At 35.6% G+C, this 18,734-nt stretch carries 15 protein-coding genes; all 15 read left to right on the top strand.

The window, feature by feature from the left end:
* Positions 1 to 33: 33 nt before the first annotated feature.
* On the top strand, positions 34 to 864 hold the full coding sequence (gene pgeF / locus ACONDI_RS04135; RefSeq protein ID WP_241080217.1) for a peptidoglycan editing factor PgeF: 831 nt from the start codon (positions 34 to 36) through the stop codon (positions 862 to 864).
* Positions 865 to 946: 82 nt separating this feature from the next.
* Complete coding sequence (locus tag ACONDI_RS04140; RefSeq protein ID WP_241080218.1) at positions 947 to 2,194, top strand: biotin/lipoyl attachment domain-containing protein; 1,248 nt, start codon at positions 947 to 949, stop codon at positions 2,192 to 2,194.
* An 11-nt stretch (positions 2,195 to 2,205) separates the two neighbouring features.
* Positions 2,206 to 2,892: a YggS family pyridoxal phosphate-dependent enzyme gene (locus ACONDI_RS04145; protein ID WP_241080219.1), complete on the top strand. Its 687-nt coding sequence runs from the start codon at positions 2,206 to 2,208 to the stop codon at positions 2,890 to 2,892.
* A gap of 39 nt (positions 2,893 to 2,931) precedes the next feature.
* Entirely contained in the window at positions 2,932 to 3,378 is a 447-nt protein-coding gene (locus tag ACONDI_RS04150; protein WP_241080220.1) for a cell division protein SepF, read from the top strand.
* Between the two features lie 24 nt (positions 3,379 to 3,402).
* Positions 3,403 to 3,705 (top strand): YggT family protein, encoded by a 303-nt coding sequence (locus ACONDI_RS04155; RefSeq protein ID WP_241080221.1) that lies wholly within the window; start codon positions 3,403 to 3,405, stop codon positions 3,703 to 3,705.
* A 29-nt stretch (positions 3,706 to 3,734) separates the two neighbouring features.
* Positions 3,735 to 4,526, top strand: a complete 792-nt coding sequence (locus ACONDI_RS04160; RefSeq protein ID WP_241080222.1) for a YlmH family RNA-binding protein — start codon at positions 3,735 to 3,737, stop codon at positions 4,524 to 4,526.
* 17 nt (positions 4,527 to 4,543) lie between these two features.
* On the top strand, positions 4,544 to 5,275 hold the full coding sequence (locus ACONDI_RS04165) for a DivIVA domain-containing protein (protein WP_241080223.1): 732 nt from the start codon (positions 4,544 to 4,546) through the stop codon (positions 5,273 to 5,275).
* Between the two features lie 279 nt (positions 5,276 to 5,554).
* Positions 5,555 to 6,148, top strand: a complete 594-nt coding sequence (locus ACONDI_RS04170; protein WP_241080224.1) for a TetR/AcrR family transcriptional regulator — start codon at positions 5,555 to 5,557, stop codon at positions 6,146 to 6,148.
* Positions 6,149 to 6,174: 26 nt separating this feature from the next.
* On the top strand, positions 6,175 to 8,550 hold the full coding sequence (locus tag ACONDI_RS04175) for a 3-hydroxyacyl-CoA dehydrogenase/enoyl-CoA hydratase family protein (RefSeq protein WP_241080225.1): 2,376 nt from the start codon (positions 6,175 to 6,177) through the stop codon (positions 8,548 to 8,550).
* Between the two features lie 12 nt (positions 8,551 to 8,562).
* Positions 8,563 to 9,738 (top strand): thiolase family protein, encoded by a 1,176-nt coding sequence (locus ACONDI_RS04180; RefSeq protein WP_241080226.1) that lies wholly within the window; start codon positions 8,563 to 8,565, stop codon positions 9,736 to 9,738.
* 33 nt (positions 9,739 to 9,771) lie between these two features.
* A complete protein-coding gene (locus ACONDI_RS04185) occupies positions 9,772 to 11,556 on the top strand; it encodes an acyl-CoA dehydrogenase family protein (RefSeq protein ID WP_241080227.1) in 1,785 nt (594 codons plus the stop codon).
* 183 nt (positions 11,557 to 11,739) lie between these two features.
* A complete protein-coding gene (locus tag ACONDI_RS04190; RefSeq protein ID WP_241080228.1) occupies positions 11,740 to 12,525 on the top strand; it encodes an electron transfer flavoprotein subunit beta/FixA family protein in 786 nt (261 codons plus the stop codon).
* Positions 12,526 to 12,572: 47 nt separating this feature from the next.
* The gene (locus tag ACONDI_RS04195; RefSeq protein WP_241080229.1) at positions 12,573 to 13,781 is read left to right on the top strand and encodes an electron transfer flavoprotein subunit alpha; all 1,209 of its coding nucleotides are present in this window, start codon (positions 12,573 to 12,575) and stop codon (positions 13,779 to 13,781) included.
* 201 nt (positions 13,782 to 13,982) lie between these two features.
* A complete protein-coding gene (locus ACONDI_RS04200; protein ID WP_241080230.1) occupies positions 13,983 to 15,743 on the top strand; it encodes a long-chain-fatty-acid--CoA ligase in 1,761 nt (586 codons plus the stop codon).
* Between the two features lie 215 nt (positions 15,744 to 15,958).
* Positions 15,959 to 18,733, top strand: a complete 2,775-nt coding sequence (ileS, locus tag ACONDI_RS04205) for an isoleucine--tRNA ligase (protein WP_241080231.1) — start codon at positions 15,959 to 15,961, stop codon at positions 18,731 to 18,733.
* Position 18,734 lies beyond the last annotated feature (1 nt).

The raw sequence follows: 18,734 nt of genomic DNA on the forward strand, positions 1-18,734 counted from the left end.
AATAAGTTGTTATTATATGATATAAGTTATAAAGTGTACAAGGAGGTAAGATCTATTAAACTTAAACTACGAGAAGGCAAAAATAAAAGTGTCTATTTAACCGATCCAGGTTTTTTTGGTGATGATGTAATAATGGCTTTTTCAACAAGATTTGGAGGGCATAGCTTATCTCCTTATAATAGCTTGAACCTTAGTTATCTTTCTGGAGATGAATATAAGAATGTTTTAAAGAATAGGATTAGCTTTTTAGAGGCACTTAATATAGATGTTTTTGCGGGAGTACTTGCAGGACAGGTTCACGGTGATAGGATAGAATTCGTAAAGGAAAAGATTAGTGAATTTGGGATACTGCTTCCTGGTGTTAGTGTCGAAAATACAGATGGATTGATAACAACTTCTAAGAATTTACCTTTGGTAGGAACTTTTGCAGATTGTGTTCCGCTGTTTTTCTATGATAATGTAAAAAAAGTGGTTGCAATAAGTCATGCTGGTTGGAGGGGTACTAAAGAAAATATTGCAAAAAAAACCATAGATAATATAATAAAAGAAACCGGAGGAAAAGTTAGCGACATAAAAGTAATAATTGGACCATCAATAGGAAGTTGTTGTTATGAAGTGGGAGCAGAACTTCATGATGCTTTTAAAGATTATTCTTTTTATGAAAATATCTGTAGGGTGAAAAACCAGAGACTATATCTTGATCTGTGGCTAGCTAATAGTATTCAACTAGAACAGGCAGGAGTGTTAAGTGAAAATATTCTAGTTAGTGAAATATGTACACATTGTAATAATGATTTTTTCTTTTCTTATAGAAAAGAAAAAGGGAATACTGGCAGAATGATGGGTCTTATTAAAATTATATAATTTTGAGTATATTATTAAGGAAAATTAAGGAGGAAAATAGGGATCAAAAAAGAAATTGTAAAAGTGGATGGAGATGGGGTTTATGAAAAAAAAGGAAAAAGATACAACAAATAAGTATGGGACAAAAGTATATAATTTTTTTGAGAAAAAATGGGAAAAAGAAAGCTTTTCATTATTTCCTATTGCTGCTTTATTTATATTATTATTGATGCTGGTGATCATTTTTTCTGGTCTTAGAGGATTTATTTTTCCAAGATTAGCTGATATAGAGATTATGGAAAAAGAAAGAGTGGAGTTTAAGGAAGAGTATAAAGGATTAATAGTTAGAGACGAAAGTGTAAGATATGCGCCTTTGTCGGGCAGAGCTGATAAATTAATAAAAGACGGCACTAGAGTTGCTAGAGGTGAGCCTGTTTTATCATACAATAATCAGGAGATGGGCAAAGAAGAAAGAGAGGATGATTATTTTGATTATAGTCTTACAGATGATAATAATAATTTGAAGAATAGCCTAGAATCAAAGCTTACTGAGATTGATACCAAAATTCAAGAACTTAGGCGAAACAAAATTAAAACAGGAGATCTTAAATCTGGTATTAGAAATGCATATGCAATTAAACAGGCTTACGATGATATAAATGACGAAGATACAGAAGAATCGGGGGATGCTAAAGAAGATGATACAAAAGAAGATGATACAATAAAAAGCCCCAAACCTGGGATAGTAAGTTTTTTTTATGATGGTTATGAAAATATACTAAAACCCGAAAAAATATTAGATTTTTCGGTAGATGAGCTTGAAAGGTTTATTTCAAAAGAATATGAAGGGTTAAGTGAGTTGTCAGATGGAGAAATTATATTTAGTGGACAATCCCTTTTTAGAATTGTAGACAATTACACCTGGATAATGGTATTAGTAATGGATCAATCAGAATTAGAGAAAACTGTAGATGGAAAAAGTGTAGCGAAGTTTTCACTTAAAGAGGATGATGAATGGTATCATGCTGGTATTATAGATTATAAATTTGAAAAAGATAAAGGGGCCTTATTCTTAGAAGTAAGAAGGGATTTAGGGGAATTTTGGAATGATCGTACAAAGGATGTATCTATAGTAACTGAAACCAGGGAAGGTTTTGAAATACCTCCTCAGGCACTTGTAGAAAAAGATGGTGAAGAAGGCGTGTTTTTGGTAAAAAGAGGAATAGTTCGCTTTTATCCGGTAGAGATTTTGTTTAGAAAAAATGATAAAATATATATTGAAGGCATTGAAGACGGGGATAACTTGATAAAAAACCCAAGGTTTATTGAAGATGGAGACAAAGTCAGATGAGGTGAAAGCTTTTGTCAAGACTAAATGAAAATTTAAATGAAATATTAGAAAAAATAAATAATTCGTTGTCTACTTCCTCCTATGAGCTTGACGATATAACCCTTGTTACTGTGACAAAAAATGCTACTATTGAACAAATAAAAGAAGCTAATGAGTTAGGTTTAAAGGATATTGGTGAAAATAAAGTTCAAAAAGCTCTTCCCCAAATGAATGAACTAGAAGGCTTAAATATTAATTGGCATTTTATTGGTCATTTGCAAAGCAATAAAGTTAAATACATAATAGATAAAGTCCATTTGATACAATCCTTAGATCGTCACTCTTTGGCAAGCGAGATAAATAACAGGGCAAAAAACCTAGCCAGGAAGATAGATACTTTGGTACAAGTAAATATTGCTTTAGAAGAAACTAAATATGGCCTAGCACCAGATTATGTTCTGAATTTTGTTGAAGAAGTTTTAGAAAATTATCCTTTTATTAGAATAAGAGGTCTTATGACAATAGCCCCCTTTGATGAAAAACCTGAATCTTTAAGGCCTTATTTTACACGTATGAGGCAATTATTTGAAGAAACTGGTGAAAAATTTGACTTAAAAGATGATTTTAATATATTGTCTATGGGTATGAGTAATGACTATCAAATAGCATTAGAAGAGGGTTCAAACATGATTAGGATAGGTTCTTCGCTGTTTAAATGAAAAATATAATTTATAAAATAAAAGGAGGAGTAGCTATAAATGAATTTCTTTGAAAAAATACTAGTCACTCTGGGGCTAGCAGAGGAAACCACTGAAGAGGATGAGGAAGATAATACACCTGCACCTGTTGAAGAAAATAAATCTAAATCATCAAAAAAATCATATAACAAAAAATCAGTAGTGGCTTTTCCATCCAAAACAAAAGGCTTTAATATAATGATCATGTCTCCTACAGAATATGAGGAAGCTCAAAGGATAGGAGAATTTTTAAAAAACGCCATGCCAGTTATAGTAAATTTGGAGAAACTAGGATTAGAAGAAGGAAAGCAGCTGATTGATTTTGTAAGTGGAACAGTTTTTGGGCTAGATGGCACAGTACATAAAATAGGAAAACAAATTTTTTTGTTTTCCCCACCAGGAGTTGAAGTCATGGGAAATATAGAAACACAAGTAAATGAAAATGATTTGAATAGTTATGACGGATAATTTTTCTAAAGGGAGATGTTTTTTATGTTTAGTTTTTATCTAATTAGCTTAGTAGATATGCTTATAACTATTTTTTACTATTTGTTTATAATCAGAGTGATTTTGTCTTTTGTATCAGTTAATGTACATGGCAACCCAACTCTGAAAAAAATTACAGAGATAATTTGGCTGGTAACAGAGCCAGTTTTAAAACCTTTTAGACGTTTGATTCCCCCAACAACAGTTGGTGGAGGAAGCTATGTAGATTTTTCTCCAATTGTTGCATTGATAGTACTTAATTTAATCCAAAGATTTATCATACAAAGGCTTTTAATTGGGTTAATGTAAATACTTAGAAGGAGGCTTGGCTAATACCAGTGGATGACAAAAAGGCAAAAGTTTTAGAACATTACCAGGACCCATCAGATAAAGAACTCGTTAATTACTACTTTGAACAAATAGAAAAGGTTTCTGAAAATAACATCAAAAAAGAGACCAACTTCCTTGATCCCCATAAGCTACAGATCGTTGAAAATATTTCAAATATATTTTCTGGTGTAGACACCTTAGCTTACGGTGGTTTTAAAGATTGTGAAAGAAAGAAGGTGTTATTAGCTCCTTCAGCGTGGAATATAACCAAAGAAATGGTTGGGGTCAATATTCTATCTATAGATGGAAATTTTGAATTTGAGCCAATTAGTCATAGAGATGTACTTGGTGCTATATTAAGTCTGGGTCTCAAAAGAGAAAAGATTGGTGATATAATAATAAATAATGATACTATTAACGTTGCGGTAGACAGTCAAATTTCAGATTATATCATTCAGAACTTAAACATGATTAAGAAGACTACTGTAAATATACAAGTGGTTGATGAACAAGAGATAGATTCAAGCGAAGATTATGTTAAAGAAATAAAAGGTACCGTAGCTAGCTTAAGATTAGATTCTGTAGCAAGTGTAGGATTTGGTGCATCAAGAAATAAAATGAAGGAACTTATTAAGGCTCAAAGGGTGAAACTTAATTGGAAGCAAGCTTTAGATCCAAAGTGTGAAATAAACGAAGATGATGTGATATCCCTTCAAGGAAAAGGTAGAATTCAAATTGCAAGTGTAGGTAAAAAGAGCAGAAAAGGTCGCAGGCATATCCTTATAAGGCGCTACAAATAGAATGGAGGTGTTTTCTGATGACTCTTACTCCCCTTGATATTCATAATAAAGAGTTTAGTAAAAGTTTTAGGGGTTATAACAGAAATGAAGTAAATAATTTTCTAGAAAAAGTAGTGAAAGATTATGAAGGCACAATAAAAAATAATATAGAACTTAAAGAAAAATTAGAACAGCTAAATAATAAAATTGAACATTATCAAAACATGGAAAATACTTTGCATAATGCTATAGTTGTTGCCCAGGAAACTGCAGAAAAAGTAAAAGAAAATGCAGACAAAGAAGCGGAGTTGACAAAGGAAAAGGCTAAAGAGGAAAGTGAAAGAATGATAAAAGAAGCTAAAGAAGAAAGTGATAAAATGATAAGTGAGGCTAAAAAAGAAGTACAAAAAATAGAACGGGAATTGCATGATTTGAAGAATAAAGCTTATTCTTATAGAACAAAATTAAAATCTATTCTTAACACACAGCTTGAAATGTTAGAAAAGGATTCGTGGGAACTAGCTGAAGAAATGGATGAGAAAGACGTGGATTTAAAAGATCATAAAGAAAGTGAAAGGGATTTAGGTGAAAACGATCTAAACGAAGTTAGTATAAGTGAATTTGACCGAAGTTATTATGAAGTTGGTAGTACATCAGAAGAAAATAAAGACAACAGTATAGAAGAAAAAGATGTAATTAAAGAAAATGACAAAGAGGAAGAAGAGACAGATAAAGATAATGAAGAAAAAAGCGATAAAAAAGAATTATAATATAACATTACATTGATTCAACCCAAAAAGTCTATTAAAAACAAAATTTTGCTAATATGAATTTTTGCAGTTGAATCAGACTTAATTTTATTTTAAGGATAAAATCTTAGAAGGCCCATAATAATGGGCCTTTTTTGATTGGGCAAGTTTGTGAAAATTTTAATTTGCTCTAAATATGTTGACACATACGGTATGTTAATATATTATTATGAATGAATAGTCATTCATAAAGGAGGGGATGAGTTAAAAAGTTATTGTAAAGTAAAGGAGAGTTGAAAAGTGGCAATCAAAAAAGGTGAAAAGTATGAAGCTATAATAGAAGCCGCAACCAAGGTTATTGCACAAAATGGTTATTATGAAGCAAAAGTTTCGCAAATAGCAAAAGAAGCAGAACTTGGTGATGGTACAGTTTATTTATACTTTAAAAACAAACAAGATATACTGATTTCGGTAATGGAAGAAAAAATGGGGAACTTCTTGAATTTATTAGAAAAAAGACTTAAAACCAAAAGTAGCAGTTTGGATAAATTATACTTGTTAGTTGATACCCATTTTAATTTTTTGGCAGAAGATTTTAACCTTGCCCTTTTTACTCAGGTTGAATTAAGGCAGGCAAACAAAGAAATAAGGGCAGGCATAGAGCCTTCGCTTAAGACATATTACAACATTATTTTGCAAGTATTGGAGCAAGGGATTGAAGAAAAGGTGTTTTCAGAAAATTTGAACAAACGAGCCGCTGCAAGTATGATTTTTGGAACTTTAGATGAAACAGTAACTTCTTGGGTTATGGCTGATGGTAAGTTTGATATTTTAGCAAGGGTAGATCCTGTTTATAGCCTTTTAACAAATGGTTTAAAAGGAGAAATTAAATAGTTAAACTCTAAAAGGAGGGTGGTTATGTGAAACATATAAAAAGTGCAGCAGTTATCGGTGCAGGTGTAATGGGGGCATCAATTGCTGCTTTATTAGCTAGCACGGGAATTAAGACATTATTATTAGACATTGTACCGGATGAAGCAAAAGATAGTGAAGATAAGTCAAAGCGAAATGCCTTGGCCGATAAAGGTCTTAAGCAGGCGACGAAAGCTTCGCCGGCGGCATTTTATAGCAAAAATGATGCTGCATTGGTTGAAACTGGGAACTTGGAAGATGATTTGGATAAACTTCAAGGCGTTGACTGGGTAGTTGAAGTTGTAGTCGAAAAGATGGATATCAAAAAGAAGCTGTTCAAACAGGTAGAAGAAAACTGGAACAAAGGAACGATTGTTTCGTCAAACACTTCAGGGCTATCAATAAACGAGATGGTTTCTGAATGTAGTGAAGAATTTCAAAAGCATTTTATGGGGACACACTTTTTTAATCCGCCAAGATATATGAAGCTGTTTGAGGTTATTCCGACTCCTAAGACTGACCCCAAATTAGTGGAATTTATGAAAGACTTTGCTACAGAACGTCTTGGAAAAGGGGTAGTTTTGGCAAAGGATACACCAAACTTTATTGGTAATCGTATAGGTGTATTTAGCATGTTATCTACGACTAAAAGAATGGATGAGCATGGTCTAACAATAGAGGAAGTTGATACCCTGACAGGAAGACCTCTCGGTAGGCCAAAGAGTGCTACTTTTAGAACACTTGATCTTGTTGGAATTGATGTATTCTATCATGTGGCTAAAAACGTTGTAGATAGGGTTAGTGACGAAAAGGAAAAAGAGGCTTTTAGGGCACCTGATTACATTGAAAAACTTGTCGAAAAAGGCAGATTGGGCTCTAAGTCTGGAGAAGGTGCATATAAGAAAACTAAAAAAGATGGGAAAAAAGAAATACTAACTTTAGACTTAGAAACTTTGGAGTATAGAGAACAGAAAAAAGCAAAGTTCTCTTCTTTAGCGCAACTTGAGATGCTTCCTTCAAGAAAGAAGAAAATAAAAGGGCTAGTTTATTCCGAAGATAAAGCTGGAAAATTCGCCTGGGATATAACAAAAGACCTGCTACTTTATAGTGCAAATAAAATTCCTGAAATTTCAGATGACATAGTTAGTATAGATAGAGCAATGCGCTGGGGCTTTAACTGGGATTATGGACCCTTTGAACTTTGGGATATTATAGGTGTAGAAGACTCTGTGAAAAAGATGGAAGCTGAAGGTGAAGAAGTACCCCAGATTGTAAAAGATGTTCTTGCTACAGAAAAAAAGAGTTTTTATTTTGAAGAAGATAATCAAACCTACTACTTTGATGTTGATACAAAAAAACACAAGACTGTTGAAATTGACAGGAAAATAATAAATATTGCAAATATCAAAAAAGATGAACAGAAAATTTACAAAAAAAGCGCTGGTGCAACAATACTAGACATGGGCGATGGGATAGCATGTTTTGAAATGCACTCACCTCAAAATGCAATTGGAGTAGATATAATTAATGTAATATTAGAGAATATGGAAGATATTGAAAAAGACTTCAGGGGTATGGTTCTTGGTAGTAGGGGTAGTAACTTCTGCGTTGGAGCTAACCTAATGATGGTACTTTTAGAAGCTCAAAACAAAGAGTGGGATCTACTTGATAGGATGATAGATAGGTTCCAAAAAGCGATGATGACCCTTAAATACTCTCAAATCCCTGTGGTTGCAGCTCCTTATAGTGTCACAGTTGGCGGAGGCTATGAAATAACTGCTCACTGTGATTATATACAGGCTGCGGCAGAAACTTATACCGGTCTTGTAGAAGTTGGAGTAGGTGTTATCCCTGCTGCTGGAGGTTGTAAAGAACAGCTTATTAGAAGAGCAGAAAATATGCCAAAGGATGCTGATCTAACTAAAGGCGTTAATAAAGCCTTTGAAACAATTGCCATGGCAACAGTAGCTACAAGTGCCGAAGAAGCAAAAGATCACGGCTATCATAGGTTGTCAGATGGTATAAGCATTAATGGTGATCATCAGCTTTATCATGCTAAGCAGGCTGCAATTTCAATGGCTGAGAGAGGGTATAGACCTCCAAAACCAGCACGTATAAAAGCTGTTGGAGATGGTGGATTTGCGGCAATGAAACAGGGGATATACATTCTGCACAAAGGTGGATATATATCTGATTATGATAAGCATATAGCAGAAAAGCTAGCTTATGTCTTAAGTGGTGGAAGAGTACAAGATGGTACAGAAGTTAGTGAGCAATTTATATTAGATCTTGAAAGAGAAGCATTCTTATCTTTACTTGGTGAACCAAAAACTCAGGAGAGAATGATTAGCATGATAAACACGGGTAAACCTAAGAGGAATTAAGGAGGGGAGAATATGACAGAAGTTGTTATTGCAACGGGAGCCAGAACTCCTGTAGGAAGAGCTCCTAAAGGAACCCTGTCGAGGGAGCGTCCAGAAGACTTGGCTGCCCTTGTTATCAAGGAAGTTGTTAATAGATCGGGCATAGATCCTGTGCAAGTAGAAGATGTGATATTGGGCTGTTCCTTTCCTGAAGGGGAGCAGGGCATGAATATAGGTCGTGTAGCTAGCACGAGGGCAGGCCTACCAAATGATGTTCCCGGTCAAACGGTTAATAGATTTTGTTCTTCTGGACTTCAGTCCATTTCGATGGCTGCTGAAAGAATTATGGCTGGATTTGCCGATGTGATCATAGCAGGAGGAGTAGAAAGCATGAGTATGGTCCCTATGGGTGGAAACAAGATAGCTCCAAATCCGGGACTGATAGATAATATGCCTGAAGCTTATATTACTATGGGACTTACAGCAGAAGAAGTAGCAAAAAGATATAATATCAGCCGTGAAGAACAGGACGAATTTGCCTTAGCCAGTCACCAAAAAGCGGCAAAAGCAATTGAAGAGGGAAAATTCGAAGAAGAATGTGTGCCCGTTGAGGTAAATAAAAGAACTGTTAAAAATGGTAAGATCAAAGAAGAAAAAATTGTTTTTGATAAGGATGAAGGAGTGAGACCGAATACGACTTTAGAGAAGTTAGGTCAATTGAAACCTGTTTTTGCTAAGGATGGTTCGGTTACACCTGGTAATTCATCTCAGATCAATGATGCTGCTGCTGCAGTATTGGTGACCACTAGAGAAAAGGCTGAAGAACTTGGACTTACTCCACTGGCGATTTTTAAAGGCTTCGGAATTGCTGGAGTTGATCCAGATGTAATGGGGATAGGACCGGCGAAAGCTATACCAAAAGCATTAGAACTTACAGGACTTTCTAAAGATGATATAGATTTATTCGAGCTAAATGAGGCATTTGCTTCTCAGGCACTATATTGTATCAACGAGCTCGGTCTTGATAAGGATAAAGTAAATGTTAATGGAGGGGCTATAGCCCTTGGCCATCCTCTTGGCTGTACTGGTTCAAAATTAACTTTGACATTACTTCACGAGTTAAAGAGAAGAGGCGGTCGTTACGGAATAGTTTCTATGTGTATAGGCGGCGGCATGGGTGCTGCTGGTGTATTTGAAAACTGTAATTAATTTTTTAGAATTTGATAAAAGGGGTGAATATTTGTGGCAAAAAAAGAATTGATTAAAGGTGGAGCTTATTTAATAGAAAAGATTGACCCGGAGCAGGTTTTTACACCGGAAGATTTTACTGATGAACAAAAGATGATTTATAAAATGGCTAAAGACTTTGCTGAAGGAGAAGTTGCACCAAAAATTGAAGAACTTGAAAAGCAGGAAGAAGGGCTTGCAAAGTCCCTTGTACAAAAAGCAGGTGAGCTGGGGCTAGTTGGTGCTGATGTTCCTGAGGCTTATGAAGGAACAGAAACAGATAAAGTTAGCAGCTTTTTGATTGCTGAAGTGTTCTCTAAAGGTGGTTCATTTGCTCTTACCTATGGTGCCCATACAGGAATCGGAACCTTGCCGATAATTTATTTTGGTAACGAAGATCAGAAAAAGCGTTATCTCCCAGCTTTGGCTTCAGGAGAAAAAATGGCTGCTTATGCTTTGACAGAGCCTGGTGCTGGTTCAGATGCTATGAATATTAAAACTAAGGCTCAATTAAGCGACGATGGTAATCATTATATCTTAAACGGATCAAAGCAGTGGATAACAAACGGTGGATGGGCAGATGTGTATGTGGTATTTGCTAAAGTAGATGGCGAAAAGTTCTCAGCCTTTATTGTTGAGAGAGACTGGGAAGGCGTATCAACAGGTGAAGAAGAAGAAAAAATGGGGATTAAAGGTTCTTCAACTAGAACAATAAACTTTGATGACGTAAAAGTTCCAAAAGAAAACCTATTATTTCATGAAGGTAAAGGTCATATTGTGGCGTTCAATGTGTTAAATATAGGTAGATTCAAGCTAGGGGTTGGATGCCTTGGTTCTGCTAAAGAAGCTTTAAGAGAATCAGTGAATTATTCGATGGAAAGAGAACAGTTTAAGACGCCAATTTGTAAGTTCCCAATGATAATGGAAAAAATAGCAAAAATGACCAGCAGAATTTATGCTTCTGAAAGTATGCTGTATCGTATAGCAGGGGATATTGAAGCAAATCTAGAAAATGTAGATAAAAATGCTGAAGATGCAGGAAAAGAAATTTCTAAAGCAATTGAAGAATATGCAATTGAATGTTCTATTGCGAAAACTGACGCGTCAGAAATGCTTGACTTTGTTGTAGATGAAGGTGTTCAGGTTCATGGTGGATATGGATTTAGCTCAGAATATCCAATTGAAAGGATGTATAGGGATTCAAGAATTAATAAAATTTTCGAAGGAACAAATGAAGTAAATAGGATGATAATTCCTGCAACTATTATGAGAAAAGCTCAAAAAGGCGAACTTCCTTTAATGGGAGCAGCACAAAAACTAAGAAAAGAATTAGCGTTGCCTATGGAAGCGCCAGAAAGTAATGAATTTCCTTATCCAGAAATTAAGTTATTAGAAAATGCAAAGAAAATCTGCATGATGGTGTCTGGTGCTGCAGTTGAAAAATTCGGTGAAAAACTTCGTGACCAACAGGAAATCCTTTCTAGAATAGCGAACCTTATGATTGAAGTATACATGATAGAAAGCAGTTTATTACGTGCTATTAAATCAGGTAAAAAAGACAAAGAAAAAGGTCAGTTAATGGCTGGAATGACCCAGTTGTATATCAATGATAAGTGGCCATTGTTTATTGCAAATGCTAAGGAAGCTTTAAAAGCAACTGAAGAAGGAGACAATCTTGCTACCATGTTGGCTGCTCTTAAAAAATATTCTTATTACGAGGAAGAAAATATCGTAAAGTTACAGAGAGGAATAGCTAAAGGAGTTTATGAAGCTAAAGGGTATCCGTTTTCTTATCAATAAAGAAATAAAGAAATAAAAGGAAGAAAGTAAGCTTTGACCAAAAATTTTAGCCGGTTCTAATTTAAATTTAGAGCCGGCTCTTTAAAAAATCTACTTTTTTTTATATAATGGTATAATGAATGTTGTGAAATCTCATTCAATTAAAAAATTTTAATCAACATCAATGATTAGGGAGGTATCAAGATGGATATTATCGTATGTGTAAAACAGGTGCCCGATACTACGGAAGTTCAGATCGACCCGGAAACTGGAACGCTAGTTAGGGAAGGTGTTCCAAGTATAGTTAACCCATTTGATTTAAATGCTGTAGAGGCTGCGCTGCAGCTAAAAGAAGAACATGGTGGCACGGTAACTGTTATAACAATGGGACCACCTCAGGCTAAAGATGCTTTAAAAGAATGTCTTGCCATGGGGGCAGATGAAGCGGTCTTAATTTCTGACAAAGACTTTGCAGGGGCAGACACTTGGGCTACTTCTTATACCCTGGCAAAATCGGTGGAAGCTCTCGGAAATTACGATCTAGTTTTATGTGGAAAAGAGGCAATTGATGGGGATACTGCCCAAACAGGTCCAGGCATTGCAGAACACCTTGGAATTCCTCAGGTGACCTATCTACAAAAAATCGTTAAAGTAGAAGATGAAAAAATGCAAGTTGAAAGAGTTATTGATGGTGGAGCAGAGACAGTAGAGGTACCTCTGCCAGCGTTAATGACTTGTGAAAAGAGCATGAACGAGCCGAGGTATGCAACTATAAAAGGTACTATGAAAGCAAATAAGAAAGAAATTCCTGAATATTCAGCACAAGACATCAAGGCAGATCCTGAATGTATAGGGTTAAAAGGTTCTCCTACTAAAGTTAAGCGTGTATTTGCCCCGGAAAAGAAAACAGGCGGTGAAATAATAGAAGGAGAGCCAAAAGAAGCTGTACAGACACTTGTTAAAAAGCTTCAGGATGCAAATATAGTTTAAATAAAAATATAACTCTTTAATTTTATAAACATCAAGGAGGGACGTATATGTCTGTTTGGATTAATGAAGAAGAATGTACGGGTTGCGAAATGTGTATTGATTCTTGCCCTTATCCGGGCGCGATAGTAATGGAAGATGATGTAGCAAAGATAACAGAAAAATGTACTAGCTGTGGAGCATGTGAAGAAGAATGTCCTACAGGAGCTATCACTGTTGAGAAGGTAGAGGACACTAAAGCAGTAAATCTAGAAGACTATGAAGGTATCTGGGCTTATATTGAGCAGCGTGGAGGGAAAGTTAATCCTACTTCTTATGAAATACTTGGGGAAGCGAGAAGACTTGCTGATCAGCTTGGGACACATGTAGGGGCGGTAGTTATTGGTAGTGAGGTTTCCCATTTAACTGACGAAATAATTTCTTATGGAGCAGATAAAGTTTACAAAGTAGAAGATAGCGTCTTTGAAAATTACAATACAGACCCATATACTAAAGCAATGGTTGAATTGATTCAAGAGTATAAACCAGAAATATTATTATTTGGTGCCACCTTTGATGGCAGAGATTTTGCTTCAAGAATAGCTGTAAGAATAGATACAGGACTTACAGCGGACTGTACAGAGCTATCAATAGACCCAGAGACAAGAAACTTAGAACAAACAAGACCTGCATTTGGCGGAAACATTATGGCTACAATCCTGTGTCCGACCCGTCGCCCTCAGATGGCTACAGTTAGACCAAAAGTAATGGATGCAATAGAGCCTGATAGCAGTAGAGAGGGTGAAGTTATAGAATTTAACTCAAGTGCTTCAGAAAGTGACTTGAGAACAAAGATTTTGGATATTGTTGAATATGCAGTTGAGACGGAAAAGCTAGAAGATGCAGATATAATTGTTTCAGGTGGTCGTGGATTAGGTAATCCTGATGGATTTGAGACTATTAAGGATCTTGCTCAAACAATAGGTGGAGCTATGGGAGCTTCAAGGGCTACAGTTGACGCTGGTTGGATACCTCACCATCATCAGGTTGGCCAGACAGGAAAAACTGTTAAGCCTAAGCTTTATATCGCCTGTGGTATTTCAGGAGCTATTCAGCACCTAGCTGGTATGCAGACTTCAGATACAATTGTAGCAATTAACAAAGATCCTGAAGCACCGATCTTTGAAGTTGCTGATTATGGTATAGTAGGTGATCTATACGAAGTCATTCCTATATTAAAAGCTGAATTGCAAAAGGCTTTAGGAAAAGAAGCCGGGTAATCTAGGCTGAAATAAAAGGGTGATATAACTAAATAGGGCAGTTCTCAAAAATTAGTTCGAGAATCTGCCCTTGTATTTTTATGCCAGCGGCTGAATGATCGTTCAGTCATTGGCAAAAAGAGCGCTAACAATAGAGTTAATGACGCGACCAGAATTATCGGAAAATTGGCAAATTTTTATATAAAAAGGGGAGATTGACAATTGAATGATAATGCAAAACTATGGTTAAATAACTATCCGGAAGGTGTTCCGCCCTCGATAGATTATCCACAAATATCTTTGTATGAGTTTTTGGAAAGAAGTGCTTCAAAATTTCCAAATAATAATGCTTTGATTTTCTTTGGAAATAAAATAAAATACAGGGACTTACTTAAATCTGTGGATGCTTTTGCAGGAGCCCTAAAAAACCTTGGTTTATCTAAAGGAGATAGGTTATCAATAATGCTTCCTAACTCTCCTCAGATGGTAATAGCCTACTATGCAGCTCTGAAGATTGGTGCTATAGTTGTGCAAACAAACCCTCTTTATAAAGAAAAAGAATTATCACATCAGTTAGAAGATAGTGGTGCAGAGACTATAGTATGTCTTGATTTAGTTTATAACAATGTTAAGAAAGTTTTACCTAATACAAAATTGAAAAATATTATTGTAACTGCAATTAAAGACTACTTGCCTTTTCCTTTAAATTTAATATATCCACTTAAGCAGAAAAAGGAAGGTCAAAAACCTGATGTTCCGAAGAATGATGATTTTTTCTGGTTTAAAGATCTAATCAACTTGGAAAAGAGTGCTGATAAAGCTAATATTGACCCTGATGAAGATGTTGCTTTACTTCAGTATACTGGTGGAACAACAGGTCTTCCAAAGGGTACGATGTTAACTCATAAAAACTTGGTTTCTAATACTATGCAGGTTAGTTCTTGGGTTCCGGATATTGAAGAAGGAAAAGAAGTTTTGATGGGTGCGCTGCCTTTCTTTCATGTATACGGTATGACTGTAGGGATGAACCTAGCGGTTTATAACAGTTCGCCCCTTGTTTTAGTACCACGTTTTGATGTTGATCAGGTTATGAAACAAATTCAAAAATATAAAGTTACTTTGTTTCCTGGAGCTCCAACTATGTATGTAGCAGTAATTAATCATCCGAAAGTTAAAAATTATGACCTATCTTCTATTAAAGCGTGTATAAGTGGTGCTGCGCCTTTACCTGTTGAGGTGCAAAAGCAGTTTGAATCTTTAACTGGTGGTAAATTAGTTGAGGGTTATGGCTTGTCTGAGGCCTCCCCTGTTACACACGCCAACCCTCTTTATGGTGTTAGAAAAGAAGGCAGTATAGGTTTTCCAATGCCAGACACCGAATGTAAGTTGATAGATGCAGATAGTGGAGAAGAGGTTACTCTTGGTGAGCGTGGTGAGCTTGTTGTAAGCGGGCCTCAGGTTATGAAAGGATACTGGAATATGCCTGGAGAAACTTCTAATGTTTTATCTAGCAGGTGGCTGTATACAGGAGATATTGCCGTCATGGATGAGGAAGGGTATTTTTATATTGTAGATAGGAAAAAAGATGTGATTTTAACTGGAGGCTTTTCTGTTTTTCCAAGGGATGTAGAGGAGGTTTTATATCAACATCCGGCAATTGAAGAAGCTGCTGTTGTTGGTGTCTCTGATGAATACAAAGGCGAGACAGTAAAAGCTTGTATATCTGTGAAAGAAGGGGAAGAAGTAACTAAAGAAGAAATAAGAAAATTTTGCAAAGAACAGCTAGCCCCATATAAAGTGCCTAAAGTTGTTGAATTTATGGATGAGTTACCAAAAACACTGGTAGGAAAAATATCTAGAAGAATGTTGACTGGACAAGAAGTCGAAAGCTTTGATTCACAAAAGAAAGAAAATGAAAGTGATGAAAATGAAAGAGAAGAACAAGGACAAGAAGAAATAGAGAAAAAAGAAGAGGTTAATTAATAAGTTTGCTATTATAATTGGTTTGTGTTATAATCTTCGTAGCAATTTACGTGTCTGAATAAGGTTAAGTGATTTGTAGCAGAATGCTAGAGTATGGACTATAATCGACTGTTTTTATAGAACCTTCGAGCTCTTGCCCCAGAGGTGGGGTTCTTTTTTTATTATATTTCAGACTTTGCTATAACAAATATAACCAATTTATTGGAGGTGTATATATGAATTATAAAGATACTTTAAACCTACCCCAAACAGAATTTCCAATGCGAGCGAAACTTCCTAAAAGAGAACCGGAAATTTTAGACGAGTGGGAAAAAGTAAATATTTACGAAAAAGTCAGGAAAAAAAGAGAGGATAAGCCAAAATATATTCTTCATGATGGTCCTCCATACGCAAATGGAGACATACATATGGGAACAGCTCTAAACAAAGTGTTAAAAGATATTGTAGTAAAATTTAAAACATTGCAGGGCTATGATTCTCCTTATATACCAGGATGGGATACCCATGGACTACCAATAGAACATCAAATTATTAAAACTCAAAAAGTTGATCGTCATAGTATGAGTGATATAGAATTTAGGAAAAAATGTCATGACTATGCAATGGATTACGTAAAAGTACAAAAAGAACAGTTTAAAAGGCTTGGAGTAAGAGGAGACTGGGAAAATCCATATTTAACATTATCTCCTGAATTTGAAGCAGAACAGATTAGAGTTTTTGGCGAGATGGCAGAAAAAGGTTATATTTATAAGGGTTTAAAACCTGTTTATTGGTGTACAACATGTGAAACAGCACTTGCTGAGGCTGAAGTTGATTATCAAGATAAACGATCGCCTTCTATATACGTGGCTTTTAAAGTGACAGATGATAAAGGTTTAATTGGACAGGATGAATGTGAAATTGTAATATGGACTACTACACCCTGGACTATTCCTGCTAATATGGCAATTGCTCTTCACCCTGATTTGGAATATTCCCTTGTTAAAGATAACGAAAATAATAGAAGCTATATTCTGGCATCAGAATTAGTTGAAAATGTGATGAAAGAAATAGAAATTAGTGATTACGAAGAGCTTAAAAAGTATCAGGGTAAAGATTTGGAAGGTGTGATTACCAAACATCCACTATATGAACGGGATTCGGTTGTTATCTTAGGAGATCATGTGGGACTTGATCAGGGTACAGGTTGTGTTCATACAGCTCCTGGTCATGGTCAAGAAGACTATGAGATAGGGAAAAAGTACGATCTGGAAGTTCTTTCGCCTTTAGATAGCAAAGGAGTATTTACAGAAGAAGCTGGCCAATTTGAGGGATTATTAAGTTATGTAGAAGGGAATAAGGCGGTCACAAAAGCTTTAGAAAAAGAAAATGCTCTTTTGAAGCTAGACTTTGTAACCCACCAGTATCCAGTTTGCTGGCGCTGTAAAGAACCTATATTATTTAGAGCAACAAAGCAGTGGTTTGCCTCTATAGATGGGTTTAGAAAAGATGCCCTTGATGAAATCGAAAATGTCAAATGGGTCCCATCTTGGGGAAAAATGAGAATAAAAGGTATGGTAGAAAATCGAGGCGACTGGTGCATCTCAAGACAAAGAGTTTGGGGAGTTCCTATTCCTATCTTTTATTGTAATTCATGTGGGACAGAAGTGATTAACAAAGAGACTATTGAGGCTGTGTCTACACTGTTTGAAAAAGAAGGTTCGGATGCATGGTTTGAAAGAAGTGCTGCTGAAATCTTACCCGATGGATTTACTTGTGGCCAATGTGGGGAAAGTGATTTTGATAAAGAAACCGACATAATGGATGTGTGGTTTGACTCTGGTTCCACTCATAGAGCCGTATGCGAAAAGAGAGAAGATTTAACTTCACCTGTAGATTTATACCTTGAGGGAAGTGATCAATATAGAGGATGGTTTCAGTCGTCACTTTTGACTTCTGTTGCAACAAGAGATAGAGCACCTTATAAAGCTGTACTTACAAATGGTTGGGTTGTAGATGGTGATGGAAGAAAAATGAGCAAGTCTCTTGGTAATGTTATGTATCCGACTGAAATAATTGACCAGTATGGTGCGGATATATTGAGGTTGTGGGTTGCTTCGTCTGACTTTAAAGAAGATGTTCGAGTTTCAAATAATATATTAAAACAGATAACAGAAGGGTATAGAAAAATTAGAAATACCTGTAGATTCATTCTTGGAAATCTGTATGATTTTGATCCACAAAAAGACATGGTAGCCTATGAGGACATGAATGAATTAGACCGTTTTGCCCTGGCAAAATGTGAGGAGGTAACCAGGAAAGTAATAGATGCTTATGAAAAATTTGATTTCCATATATTCTACCATATGGTGCATAACTTCTGTGTAGTTGATATGAGTCAGTTTTATCTAGATATAATTAAAGATAGGCTTTATACCATGCCGGCTGATTCATTGACTCGCCGTTCATCGCAAACTGCCATGTATATAATAATCGAAAATTTAGTCAGGATTCTTTCTCCTGTACTTACCTTTACCGCAGAAGAGGTATGGAAGCACTTGCCTGGTGAAAGAGAAGAATCTGTACAAATTGCTGTATTTAATGATAATCTAGATAAATATCGTGACGATAAATTAAAAGAAAAATGGGAAAGCTTCTTGCAGTTTAGAGACGAAGTCACAAAAGCACTAGAGGAAGCTAGAGTAGATAAGAAGATAGGTAATTCTTTAGAAGCTTCGGTAACAATTGTTGCAGATACAGGTTTGTATAATGAATTTAAAGAGTTTGAAAACCAACTAGATGATCTATTTTTGGTTTCTCGGGCGAAAATCACTAAAAGTGAAGAATCTACAGAGGAAGAGGATGTACTTGTAAAGCATGAAATTGATGGAGCAAAGATATTGGTAAAACCTGCTAGCGGAGATAAGTGCCCTAGATGCTGGAAGTATGATGAAATAGACAAAGATTCAGGCATTTGTCCTCGCTGTGTAGATGTGATGGCATCGGTATAAA

This window comes from Natranaerofaba carboxydovora (assembly GCF_022539405.1).
GTDB classification, from domain to species: domain Bacteria; phylum Bacillota; class Natranaerobiia; order Natranaerobiales; family Natranaerofabaceae; genus Natranaerofaba; species Natranaerofaba carboxydovora.